The organism is Streptomyces tuirus, from assembly GCF_014701095.1.
GTDB classification, from domain to species: Bacteria; Actinomycetota; Actinomycetes; order Streptomycetales; family Streptomycetaceae; genus Streptomyces; species Streptomyces tuirus.
Genome location: NZ_AP023439.1, coordinates 3,708,005 through 3,720,141, shown reverse-complemented (window position 1 = coordinate 3,720,141; position 12,137 = coordinate 3,708,005). Strand labels below are relative to the sequence as shown.

Here is a 12,137-nt window from a genome sequence, read left to right as displayed (position 1 = left end):
CCCTCACCGGCCGGGTCCTCCGATCGGGAGCGCCTGCCCGGTGAACGGTCACGTACCCAGCGGCAGTTGCTGGACCAGCAGCTTTCCGGCCATGGTCACGCCGCCGTCCATGGCGATGGCGAGTCCGTCGGCGTAGACGTGCGGCCCCTCGATCACGGGGTCGCGGTTGTCCTCGTCGTCCTCGGAGCCGACCTCGCCCAGCAGATACGGAATCGGGCTGTGCCCGTGAACGATGCGGGTGCCGCCGTACGTATCGAGCAGGGAGCGCACGGCGTCGGCGCCGCCCTCGTCGCGGAAGGAGAACCGCTTGGTGAACTTGCGGAACAGGTCCCAGACCTCGTCCGCGTCGTTGCGGGTGATCGTCTCGCGGACGGTGTCGTTGACCTCTTCGATGGAGCGGCCGTAGTCGAGGTAGGCGGTGGTGTCGGAGTGGACGAGCAGGTGGCCGTCGACCTCCTCGACGGCGTCCAGGCGGGACATCCACTGCAGGTGGTGGTCCTGGAGGCGGTCCATGTCGGTCTTCTGGCCGCCGTTGAGCAGCCAGGCCGCCTGGAAGGTGGCGGTGCCCGCGCCGGAGTTGACGGGGGTGTCGCCGAACCGCTTCGCGCCCAGCAACAGCAGCTCGTGGTTGCCCATGAGCGCCTTGCAGTAGCCGCCGGCCGCGGCGGCCTCGGCGGACAGCCGCATCACCAGGTCGATGACACCGATGCCGTCCGGGCCGCGGTCGGTGAAGTCGCCGAGGAACCACAGCCGGGCGGTGCCCGCGCACCAGTTGCCGGCGGCGTCGAGCAGGCCCTTTTCCTGGAGGGCCGACACCAGCTGGTCGAGGTAGCCGTGCACGTCACCCACGACGTACAGCGGGCCCTGCCCGGTGGAGGCCTGCGGGGCGGTGGCGGTCTCGGGGTCCACGGTCACCTGGACAGTGTCACCCCGGTTGACGACGGGAAGGTCGCGCTGAGTCGGCGTGTATCCCTCGGGGTAGGTCTCCTCGGGCGGCGGGGCGACCTCGCCGGGGTGGACGCTGTGGACGTGCGGACCGGCCTCGTGGACGTACGCGGGCACCCGGAAGTCGCGCAACGTCGCCGTGCGCTCCACCTCGGGTCCCTGACCGGCCCCCTGAGTCATCGACCCCTCCACCATCGCGCCGCATTGCACCGCATCGGACTGCCTGGTCGTAGCGGCCCGCGGGTGTCGTGGGCCCATCATAGGAATGCGGATCGCGCCATGTGATGACCCAGGGGTGGTGAATCAGAGCAAGAGTCCAGTTCACCGCGGCTTTCGCCCCGTTTGGGCCGGGCTTTGACCACCGTGTGACCGTCCTCGCTCTTCTTCTCTTCGCGAGAACGATCCTTTCTCTCCGGGGGACCGGCCCTGTTTCTCCCCAGGAGTACGACCTTCCATCGACCCGGGTGCGGGGCTTACGTCCCCTCGGGTGAACGCGGCGGGCTGACCGTCGTGCGCGGCGGGCGTCGCTGGGACGAGGTGCGCACGATCAGCTCCGTCGGTATCACCTGCTCCACCGGGTGGTCGGAGTCCACTCCCTCGATGGCGTCGATGAGGAGCTGGACCACCGCCGTGCCGATGCGGCGCGGCTTCAGGGAGAGCGTGGTGATGGGCGGCTCGGTGTTGGCGTACACCGTGGACTCGCTGCAGCAGACCAGCAGCAGGTCCTCGGGGACGCGCAGGCCGTAGCGGCGGGCGGCGGCGAGCAGGTCGGTGCCGTTCGGGTCGAACAGGCCGTAGACCGCGTCGGGCCGGTCGGGCCGGGCGAGGAGCCGGTCGGCGGCGACGGCGCCCGCGCACGGATCGTGCGCCGGGTAGGCCTCGTACACCGGATCCTGGCCGACACGCTCGCACCAGCGCAGGTACGCGGTGGTCGACAGGTGGGTGTACGTGTCGGTGCTCGTGCCGGTCAGCAGGCCGATGCGGCGGGCGCCGGCGTCGGCCAGGTGGTCGAGGATGCCGAGGACGGCGGCCTCGTGGTCGTTGTCGACCCAGGCCGTGACCGGCAGCGCACCGGCCGGGCGGCCGTCGGAGACGACCGGCAGCCCTTGCCGGACGAGTTCGCTGACGACCGGGTCCTGGTCGGAGGGGTCGATGACGACCGTGCCGTCCAGGGCGACGTTCGACCACACGTCGTGGCGCGACGTCGCGGGCAGGATGACGAGGGCGTAGCCGCGGGCGAGCGCGGCGGAGGTGGCGGCCCGCGCCATCTCGGCGAAGTACGCGAACTCCGTGAAGGTGAAAGGTTCATCCCCGTACGTGGTCACGGTCAGGCCGATGAGTCCCGACTTGCCGGTACGGAGGGTCCGGGCCGCGGCCGAGGGCCGGTAGCCCAGCCGGTCGGCGACTTCCCGGACATGGCGCCGGGTGGCGTCCGGGAGCCGGCCCTTGCCGTTGAGGGCGTCGGAGACGGTCGTGATGGAGACTCCGGCGGCGGCGGCCACGTCTCTGATGCCGGCCCGACCCGGCCGGCTGCCTCGCCGTGAGGTTTCCGCGCGGCTCACCTGGTGCTTCCCTGCTGCTGTCATGGCGAGCCGATAGTAGGGCTCATGCGGTGGGGTAGTGCGGACGCATATGCACGCGTTGACAGGCACGTTTTTGCATGATCATTTGACCCCAATTGCTTGGGAAACCAAGGGCGTTGAGCGCTCTCATGCCAGTACGTGTCTTGTCGGCGCGTGCGGGCCTGCCAAGGGGTCGATGTTGCGAAGAGGTCTCAACTCACCTGCACGGGGGATGCGCGCCACGGCGTGCACCACCGGCGCATAGATATATGTGCAGCGCGCCCCCGGATTCGTACGCCTTGGTGTGGTGATGCCCCTGATGCCGGTGGGACCGACGAGACGGGGGCCGGTCGCTCGGTCGTGGCTATACGCAGCGGCGCTGAATCCTCATAGGGTGAGCAGTATTGGATGTCGGCGGCGGTCATGGGCCGCCGGTCTTCACGAGGAGGACTGCGGTGAGCGAGACGAGCCCCAAGCTGCGCGCCGAGCTGGAGGGGATTCCCACCTACAAGCCGGGCAAGCCCGCCGCGGCAGGTGGTCCGGTGGCCTACAAGCTGTCCTCCAACGAGAACCCGTATCCGCCGCTGCCGGGCGTGATGGAGAGCGTGACGGCGGCGGCCGACACCTTCAACCGCTACCCGGACATGGCCTGCACCGGGCTGATGAGCGAGCTGTCCGAACGGTTCGGAGTCCCCCTCTCTCACCTAGCCACCGGCACCGGTTCGGTCGGTGTCGCCCAGCAGCTGATCCAGGCCACCGCGGGCCCCGGCGACGAGGTCATGTACGCCTGGCGGTCCTTCGAGGCGTACCCGATCATCACGCAGATCAGCGGCGCGACGTCGGTCCAGGTGCCGCTGACGGCCGGGGAGGTGCACGACCTCGACGCGATGGCTGACGCGATCACCGACCGCACGCGCCTGATCTTCGTCTGCAACCCCAACAACCCGACCGGCACGGTGGTGCGGCGGGCGGAGCTGGAGCGCTTCCTCGACCGGGTGCCGAGCGATGTGCTGGTGGTCCTCGACGAGGCCTACCGCGAATTCATCCGCGACCTCGAGGTGCCGGACGGCCGTGAGATCTACCGCGAGCGGCCCAACGTCTGCGTTCTGCGGACGTTCTCCAAGGCGTACGGCCTCGCGGGCCTGCGCGTCGGTTTCGCCATCGCCCACGAGCCGGTGGCCGCGGCGCTGCGCAAGACGGCGGTGCCGTTCGGCGTGAGCCAGCTCGCGCAGGAGGCGGCGATCGCCTCACTGCGGGCCGAGGACGAACTGTTCGGCCGGGTCGGCTCCCTGGTGTGCGAGCGCATCCGCGTGGTCGAGGGACTGCGCTCACAGGGGTGGACGGTGCCCGATACCCAGGCCAACTTCGTGTGGCTGCGGCTGGGGGAGCGCACGGTCGCGTTCGCGCAGGCGTGCGAGCAGGCGGGTGTGGTGGTTCGGCCGTTCCCGGGCGAGGGTGTGCGGGTGACGGTCGGGGAGGCCGAGGCGAACGACATCTTCCTGAAGGTGTCGGAAGGGTTCCGCAGGGAGCTGTAGTCCTCAGTGGAGCGGTGGGGCTCTGCGAGAGGCGGGGTGCGGGTGCGGTGACGCTCCGCAAACAGCCGTAGGGCCTTGCGGGCCAGGTCAGGCGTCCAGGAGTTCCACGCGTACGGGGTCGCCGTCCCGCACGGTGGCGAGCAGGCCCGGGTCGCCGTCGAGGCGGCCCAGGACATTGCACGGGCCGGCGAGGCGGCACTCGTCGCCCCGGGAGATCGGCGTGGGTCCGTAGGGGAGGGCGAGGGCGTCGCCGTCGGTCCAGAAGGCGACGGTGCCCGGCTCGACGACCTCCCGGGAGCCTGTTTCACGTGAAACCGACACCCCCGTGTCGAAGTACACCTCCTCGCCCCAGGTGCGTGCGGTGGAGACGAGGGGCAGTGCCTTGATCAGGGCCTGACTAGTCGGGGTGTCGTCGAGCCATGCGTCGAGATGGCCCGCGGGCCAGGAGATCCGTATCTGTACCGATGTCGGTGCCTGCATGCCGTCGATTCAACAATATGTTGAAGTTGGGGCCAAGAGGTCGGTTGTGACGGGGGAGACAGGGGACCCCCTCCAGGGCTCGAAAGTGCGTGCTGCATAATGGCTTGTGAATGTGAACGCTTTCACAAGCGTAGGTAAGGAGCGGCGACGTGGACCTGGCTCTGGCGCCGGAGACCCTGGCGCGATGGCAGTTCGGCATCACCACCGTCTACCACTTTCTGTTCGTCCCCCTGACGATCTCGCTGGCCGCGCTGACGGCTGGTCTGCAGACGGCCTGGGTGCGGACGGAGAAGGAGAAGTACCTCCGGGCGACGAAGTTCTGGGGCAAGCTCTTCCTGATCAACATCGCGATGGGCGTGGTCACCGGCATCGTGCAGGAGTTCCAGTTCGGCATGAACTGGTCGGACTACTCGCGCTTCGTGGGTGACGTCTTCGGTGCGCCGCTGGCCTTCGAGGCCCTGATCGCGTTCTTCTTCGAGTCGACCTTCATCGGTCTGTGGATCTTCGGCTGGGACAAGCTGCCGAAGAAGATCCATCTGGCCTGTATATGGATGGTCTCGATCGGCACGATCCTGTCGGCCTACTTCATCCTCGCGGCCAACTCCTGGATGCAGCACCCGGTGGGCTACAAGATCAACGAGGCGAAGGGCCGGGCCGAGCTCACCGACTTCTGGCTGGTGCTCACCCAGAACACCGCGCTCGCCCAGGTCTTCCACACGCTCACCGCGGCCTTCCTGACCGGCGGCGCCTTCATGGTCGGCATCGCCGCCTTCCACCTGGTCCGCAAGAAGCACGTCCCCGTGATGAAGACCTCGCTGCGGCTGGGCCTCGTCACCGTCGTCATCGGCGGCCTCCTCACCGCGATCAGTGGCGACGTGCTCGGCAAGATCATGTACCAGCAGCAGCCGATGAAGATGGCCGCGGCCGAGGCGCTGTGGGACGGCGAGAAGCCGGCCCCCTTCTCGGTCTTCGCCGTCGGCGACGTCGACAAGGGCCACAACAAGGTCGCCATCGAGATCCCCGGCCTGCTGTCCTTCCTCGCGAAGGACGACTTCACCTCGTACGTGCCCGGCATCAACGACGTCAACAAGGCCGAGCAGGAGAAGTACGGGCCCGGTGACTACCGGCCCAACATCCCCGTGGCCTACTGGGGCTTCCGGTGGATGATCGGCTTCGGTATGACGTCGTTCGCCATCGGCCTGGCCGGACTGTGGCTGACCCGCAAGAAGTTCATGCTGCCGCGGCACCTGAGGGTGGGCGACGACGAGGTGCCGCATCTGGTGCTGCTGCCCAAGAAGGCGCTCGGGCCGACCCTCACCAAGTGGTACTGGCGCATCGCGATCCTCACCCTGGGCTTCCCGCTGATCGCCAGCTCCTGGGGCTGGATCTTCACCGAGATGGGCCGCCAGCCGTGGGTCGTCTACGGCCTCTTCCAGACACGTGACGCGGTCTCCCCCGGTGTCTCCACGGCCGAGGTCATCACGTCGATGGTCGTCTTCACCACGCTGTACGCAATTCTCGCCGTGATCGAGGTCAAGCTGCTGGTCAAGTACGTCAAGGCGGGCCCGCCGGAGCTCACCGAGGCCGACCTCAACCCGCCCACGAAGATCGGCGGCGACTCCCGTGACGCCGACAAGCCGATGGCCTTCTCGTACTAGGCCGAGGGAGCTGCACAGTCATGGAACTGCACGACATCTGGTTCGTCCTGATCGCCGTCCTGTGGACCGGCTACTTCTTCCTGGAGGGCTTCGACTTCGGAGTCGGTGTGCTCACGAAGCTGCTCGCCCGCAACCGGCCCGAGAAGCGGGTGCTGATCAACACCATCGGCCCCGTCTGGGACGGCAACGAGGTGTGGCTGCTCTCGGCGGGCGGCGCGACCTTCGCCGCCTTCCCCGAGTGGTACGCGACGCTCTTCTCCGGGTTCTACCTGCCCCTGCTGCTCATCCTGGTCTGTCTGATCGTCCGGGGTGTGGCCTTCGAGTACCGGGTCAAGCGGCCCGAGGAGAAGTGGCAGCGCAACTGGGAGACGGCGATCTTCTGGGCCTCGCTGCTGCCCGCGTTCCTGTGGGGTGTGGCCTTCGCCAACATCGTGCGGGGCGTGAAGATCGACCAGGACTTCAACTACGCCGGCGGCGTCCTGGACCTGCTCAACCCGTACGCGCTGCTGGGCGGTCTGGTCACGCTGTCGCTGTTCACCTTCCACGGGACGGTGTTCGTCGGGCTCAAGACCGTCGGGGAGATCCGGGAGCGGGCGCGGAAGCTGGCGCTGCGCGTCGGGCTGGTGACCGCCCTGCTGGCGCTCACCTTCCTGCTGTGGACGCAGTCCGACCGGGGCGACGGTGTGTCGCTCGTGGCGATGGTCGTGGCCGTGGTATCGCTCCTCGTGGCCCTGGTCGCGGCCCGGGCCGGGCGTGAGGGCTGGGCGTTCGCCCTGTCGGGACTCACCATCGTGGCCGCGGTGGCGATGCTCTTCCTGACGCTCTTCCCGAACGTCATGCCGTCGACGCTGAACCCGGACTGGAGCCTGACGGTCACCAACGCCTCGTCCAGCCCGTACACGCTGAAGATCATGACCTGGTGTGCCGGGATCGCCACCCCGGTCGTCCTGCTCTACCAGGGCTGGACGTACTGGGTGTTCCGCAAGCGGATCGGCACGCAGCACATCGCCGAGACCGTGCACTGAGGTGTGTTTCACGTGAAACCAATCGATCCGCGTCTGCTCCGGTACGCCCGTGCCACCCGGGTCTTCCTGGTGGCGGTCGTGGCCCTCGGGGCCGTAGGGGCGGGGCTGGTCATCGCCCAGGCGATGCTCATCGCCGAGGTGGTGGTCGGTGCGTTCCAGCACCGCATGGCGGTGTCCGACCTCGGCACTCCCCTGCTGCTGTTGGCCGCCGTCGCGGTCGGACGGGCGCTGGTGGGCTGGCTCACCGAGCTCGCCGCGCACCGGGCCGGCGCAGCCGTGAAGTCCGAGCTGCGGGGGCGGCTGCTGGAGCGTTCCGCCGAGCTGGGGCCGGGCTGGCTGAGCGGACAGCGGACCGGTTCGCTGGTCGCCCTGGCCACCCGGGGAGTCGACGCCCTCGACGACTACTTCTCGCGGTATCTGCCGCAGTTGGGTCTCGCGGTGGTCGTGCCGGTGGCGGTCCTGGCGCGGATCGTCACCGAGGACTGGGTCTCCGCCGCCATCATCGTGGGCACCCTGCCGCTCATCCCGGTCTTCATGGTGCTGATCGGCTGGGCGACCCAGTCCCGGATGGACCGTCAGTGGCGGTTGCTGTCGCGGCTGTCCGGGCACTTCCTGGACGTCGTCGCCGGGCTGCCCACGCTGAAGGTCTTCGGGCGGGCCAAGGCGCAGGCCGAGTCCATCCGACGCATCACCGGCGCATACCGGCAGGCGACCATGCGGACGCTGCGGATCGCCTTCATCTCCTCCTTCGCCCTGGAACTGCTCGCGACGATCTCGGTGGCGCTGGTCGCCGTGACGATCGGCATGCGGCTGGTGCACGGCGAGATGGACCTGTACACCGGCCTCGTCATCCTGGTCCTCGCGCCCGAGGCGTATCTGCCGTTGCGTCAGGTCGGGGCGCAGTACCACGCGGCGGCGGAGGGGCTCGCCGCCGCCGAGGAGGTCTTCGAGGTTCTTCAGACGCCCGTCCCGGCGTCCGGCTCCGCGGCCGTACCGGAGGGTGCGCTGTCGTTCGAGGACGTGACCGTCCGGTACCCGGGGCGGTCGGCGGACGCCGTCTCGAACGTGTCTTTCGATGTCGAGCCCGGGGAGACGGTCGCGCTGGTGGGGCCGAGCGGCGCCGGCAAGTCGACGCTGCTGAGCGTCCTGCTGGGGTTCGTGCGACCGGCCGCGGGGCGGGTGCGGGTCGGGGACGTCGACCTCGCCGACGCCGACCTTCAGCAGTGGCACTCCCGGATCGCGTGGGTGCCGCAGCGCCCGCATCTGTACGCCGGCACGATCGCCGAGAACGTACGCCTGGCGCGGCCCGGCGCAGACGACCACTCGGTACGGCGGGCGCTGCGGGACGCCGGGGCACTGGACTTCGTCGACGCGCTGCCCGAGGGCGTGGACACCGCGCTCGGCGAGGACGGCGCAGGCCTGTCCGCCGGGCAGCGGCAGCGGCTCGCGCTGGCCAGGGCGTTCCTCGCGGACCGGCCCGTGCTGCTGCTCGACGAGCCCACAGCGGCGCTGGACGGGGCCACCGAGGCCGAGGTCGTGACCGCGGTACGGCGCCTCGCGGCCGGACGGACGGTCCTGCTGGTGGTGCACCGCCCGGCGCTGCTGGAGATTGCGGACCGGGTGGTGCGGCTGGAGGAGCCCGAGACCGCCGCTGCCCTGTCTGCGGCACCGGCCGTGGCCCGGGGGGCTGGAACGCGGTCCCATGAGGTCCAGGTGCGCGTCCCGGACGAGCCTGTCGACGAGGCGGCTTCAGGCGATGTCCTCGCACGCGTCCGCGCCATGTCCGGTGCCCGGCGCGGGCGTCTGGGACTCGCGCTGCTGCTCGGGAGCCTCGCCCTGGGGAGCGCCGTGGGGCTCATGGCCACGTCCGGGTGGCTGATCTCGCGGGCCTCACAGCACCCGCCCGTGCTGTATCTGATGATGGCCGTCACCGCGACGCGGGCGTTCGGGATCGGGCGCGCCGTCTTCCGGTACGCCGAGCGGCTGGTGTCGCACGACGCCGTGCTGCGGATGCTGGCGGACACCCGGGTCGCGGTGTTCCGCAGGCTGGAGCGGCTGGCGCCGGCCGGGCTGCGCCGGGTCCGCCGGGGTGATCTGCTCTCCAGGCTGGTCGCGGACGTGGACGCGCTGCAGGACTACTGGCTGCGGTGGCTGCTGCCCGCCGGGGCGGCCGTCGCCGTGTCGGCCGCGTCGGTCGGCTTCACGGCATGGCTGCTGCCCGAGGCCGGGGCGGTGCTCGCGGCCGGGCTCCTGGCGGCGGGGGCCGGCGTGCCGCTGATCACCGGCGCGGTGGCCCGGCGTGCCGAACACAGGCTGGCGCCCGCCCGTGGCGTGCTCGCGACGCGGGTGGCCGATCTCCTCACCGGCACCGCGGAACTGACCGTCGCCGGCGCGCTGCCCGCGCGGACCGCCCGGACGCGCGAGGCGGACGGGGTACTCACCCGGATCGCCTCGCGCGCCGCCACCGCCACGGCCCTGGGCGACGGCCTCACCGCGCTGATCTCCGGACTGACCGTCACGGCCGCCGCCCTGGTCGGCGCGCAGGCGGTCGCCGCCGGACGGCTCGACGGCGTGACCATGGCCGTCGTCGTCCTCACCCCGCTCGCCGCCTTCGAGGCGGTGCTCGGGCTGCCGCTCGCCGTGCAGTACCGGCAGCGCGTGCGCCGGAGCGCGGAGCGGGTCTACGACGTGCTGGACGCCCCGGAGCCCGTGCGGGAGCCGGAGCGGCCCCAGCAGGCGCCCGCGTCGCCGTTCCCGCTTGTCCTCACGGGGCTGACCGCCCGGCACGCCGGGCAGGACCGGGACGCGCTCGCCGGGCTCGACCTGACCCTCGAGGAGGGCCGCCGGATCGCCGTGGTCGGCCCTTCCGGTTCCGGCAAGACCACGCTGGCGCAGGTGCTGCTGCGCTTCCTGGATGCCCAGGGGGGCTCGTACACGCTCGCGGGCGTGGACGCGTACGGGCTGCGCGGTGACGACGTGCGGCGCCTCGTCGGGCTCTGTGCGCAGGACGCGCACCTCTTCGACAGCTCGCTGCGCGAGAACCTGCTGCTCGCCCGGAAGGACGCCGGCGAAGAACACCTGCGCGCCGCGCTCGAACGCGCCCGGCTGCTGGACTGGGCCGACAGCCTGCCCGACGGGCTCGACACGCTCGTCGGCGAGCACGGGGCGCGGCTGTCGGGAGGGCAGCGGCAGCGGCTGGCGCTGGCCCGGGCGCTGCTCGCCGACTTCCCCGTCCTGGTGCTGGACGAGCCCGCCGAGCACCTCGACCTGCCGACCGCCGACGCGCTCACCGCAGATCTGCTGGCCGCCACCACGGGCCGGACGACGCTGCTCATCACGCACCGGCTGGCGGGCCTCGAAGCGGTCGACGAGGTGATCGTGCTGGACGAGGGACGGGTGGTGCAGCGCGGACCGTACGCCGAGCTGCTGGCGGCGGACGGACCGCTGCGGGGGATGGCGGAGCGGGAGTCGGCGGCGGAGGCGCTGGTGGGGGCGCGGTAGGCCCTTGGCCTCGGCACCCTGACGTCGGCGCCCTCGGCCTCGGCGTGTGGCGCGGTAGGCCCTAGGCCCCGGTGCGTGGCGTGGCCGCCCCCGACCCCTGTGCGCGACGTCGGCGCTCTCCGCCCCGGCGCCTGACGACCGCGCGCCCTCTACCCCAGCGTCTTGGCTCAGGTGCCTCGACTTCGGATGCCCTCGGTCTCGGCACCCTCGGCTGCCCTCGGTCTCCGCATCCCCGGCCGACTGCCGGCATCGGCGCGCACTGGGCCGTTCGGCGCAGCCGGTCCCCCGGGCGTACGACGTGAACAGGACCGGGTCGGCAGTGCTGGGCGACGATCGCTGACATGCGCTCATATCGCCGTCATCGGCTGCTCGTTCCGGTTTTGCTGTGTGCGCTGGCCGTGCTCGCGGCCCGGCCGACGGCGGCGGGCAAGGACCCCGGGAGCGACACCGGCACCGGCGGCGGCCCCGCCACCGGCCTCAGTGCCGAGGTCATGCGGCTGTACGAGGAAGCCGCGGTGGCGACGCAGCAGTACGAGGCCGGCCGCAAGGAAGCCGACGAGCAGCGGGCGGAAGCCCAGCGCGCGGAGGCCCTCCTGGACGCGCAGCGGCGGCACATCGCCGACCTGCACGAGGATCTGGGCCGGATCGCGCGGGCGCAGTACCGCAGCAGCGGTGGTCTGCCGGTGGCCGCCCACATGATCCTGGCCGACAGTCCCGAGGGCCTGATGCGAGGTCAGCACGCCTTCTCGCAGGCGGATCTCGCCGTGAACAACGCGATCTCCAAGAACAAGCGGGCCGAGGCGCGGCTCGCGGCGGACGAGGCCAGGGCCGCGGCCCAGTGGGAGGTGCTGGAGAAGCGCAACATCCAACTCGCCGCTCTGAAGGCGGACATCGAGCAGAAGCTGGAGACGGCCCGCTCGGAGCTCCAGGGGCGGGCGGACGCGGCGGTCGCCGCCGGGGCGTGCCGCGGGGCCGTCCGGCTGGATCAGCCGGTGACGGGCTTCACCGACGGCGACTGGGTCGCGCCGGTGGAGACGTACGAGCTGTCGGCGTCCTACGGCAGTGGCGGTGCGCGGTGGTCGAACCGGCACACCGGGCAGGACTTCGCGGTACCGATCGGCACTCCGGTGCGGGCGGTGGGCGCGGGCCGGGTCGTGAAGGTGTCCTGCGGCGGTCCCTTCGGCATGGAGATCGTGCTCAAGCACGCAGGCGGCTACTACACGCAGTACGCCCATCTGGCTTCCGTGGCGGTCGACCAGGGGGAGGGCGTCAGCCCCGGGCAGTGGATCGGCCAGTCGGGCACCACGGGCAACTCCACAGGGCCACACCTGCACTTCGAGGCCAGGGTCACACCGGAGTCGGGCTCGGCGGTCAACCCGGTGTCGTGGCTGTCGGCGCGCGGGGTGTCCCTCTGAGACACCCCGCGCCCGC

At 70.9% G+C, this 12,137-nt stretch carries 8 protein-coding genes; 5 read left to right on the top strand and 3 right to left on the bottom strand.

Annotation, left to right across the window (positions count from 1 at the left end; translation table 11 throughout):
- Positions 1-48: 48 nt before the first annotated feature.
- Entirely contained in the window at positions 49-1,140 is a 1,092-nt protein-coding gene (locus IGS69_RS17075) for a metallophosphoesterase (RefSeq protein ID WP_269783175.1), read from the bottom strand.
- Positions 1,141-1,418: 278 nt separating this feature from the next.
- The gene (locus IGS69_RS17070; protein WP_190900722.1) at positions 1,419-2,531 is read right to left on the bottom strand and encodes a LacI family DNA-binding transcriptional regulator; all 1,113 of its coding nucleotides are present in this window, start codon (positions 2,529-2,531) and stop codon (positions 1,419-1,421) included.
- 431 nt (positions 2,532-2,962) lie between these two features.
- On the opposite strand from IGS69_RS17070, the gene hisC reads away from it, so the two are divergent.
- On the top strand, positions 2,963-4,042 hold the full coding sequence (gene hisC / locus IGS69_RS17065) for a histidinol-phosphate transaminase (RefSeq protein ID WP_190900720.1): 1,080 nt from the start codon (positions 2,963-2,965) through the stop codon (positions 4,040-4,042).
- A gap of 87 nt (positions 4,043-4,129) precedes the next feature.
- Here the strand turns inward: hisC and IGS69_RS17060 are convergent, their stop codons facing one another.
- Positions 4,130-4,522: a cyclophilin-like fold protein gene (locus IGS69_RS17060; RefSeq protein ID WP_190900718.1), complete on the bottom strand. Its 393-nt coding sequence runs from the start codon at positions 4,520-4,522 to the stop codon at positions 4,130-4,132.
- Positions 4,523-4,671: 149 nt separating this feature from the next.
- Between IGS69_RS17060 and IGS69_RS17055 the strand changes: the two genes are divergently transcribed.
- From IGS69_RS17055 to IGS69_RS17040, 4 genes are all read left to right on the top strand, one after another.
- Positions 4,672-6,180 carry a cytochrome ubiquinol oxidase subunit I gene (locus tag IGS69_RS17055; protein WP_190900717.1) on the top strand — a complete coding sequence of 503 codons (1,509 nt, stop codon included), beginning with the start codon at positions 4,672-4,674 and terminating at the stop codon, positions 6,178-6,180.
- Between the two features lie 20 nt (positions 6,181-6,200).
- Positions 6,201-7,205 (top strand): cytochrome d ubiquinol oxidase subunit II, encoded by a 1,005-nt coding sequence (gene cydB / locus IGS69_RS17050; RefSeq protein ID WP_190900715.1) that lies wholly within the window; start codon positions 6,201-6,203, stop codon positions 7,203-7,205.
- 12 nt (positions 7,206-7,217) lie between these two features.
- Positions 7,218-10,706, top strand: coding sequence for a thiol reductant ABC exporter subunit CydD (gene cydD, locus IGS69_RS17045; protein WP_190900712.1), 3,489 nt, complete (start codon positions 7,218-7,220; stop codon positions 10,704-10,706).
- Between the two features lie 341 nt (positions 10,707-11,047).
- Positions 11,048-12,121: a M23 family metallopeptidase gene (locus IGS69_RS17040; protein WP_190900710.1), complete on the top strand. Its 1,074-nt coding sequence runs from the start codon at positions 11,048-11,050 to the stop codon at positions 12,119-12,121.
- The last annotated feature ends 16 nt before the right edge of the window (positions 12,122-12,137 follow it).

Bases quoted from the DNA above. Each gene is read 5' to 3' on its own strand.
- IGS69_RS17075 (WP_269783175.1), bottom strand. From the start codon at position 1,140: ATGGTGGAGGGGTCGATGACTCAGGGGGCCGGTCAGGGACCCGAGGTG.
- IGS69_RS17070 (WP_190900722.1), bottom strand. From the start codon at position 2,531: ATGACAGCAGCAGGGAAGCACCAGGTGAGCCGCGCGGAAACCTCACGG.
- IGS69_RS17060 (WP_190900718.1), bottom strand. From the start codon at position 4,522: ATGCAGGCACCGACATCGGTACAGATACGGATCTCCTGGCCCGCGGGC.
- cydB (WP_190900715.1), top strand. From the start codon at position 6,201: ATGGAACTGCACGACATCTGGTTCGTCCTGATCGCCGTCCTGTGGACC.
- IGS69_RS17040 (WP_190900710.1), top strand. From the start codon at position 11,048: ATGCGCTCATATCGCCGTCATCGGCTGCTCGTTCCGGTTTTGCTGTGT.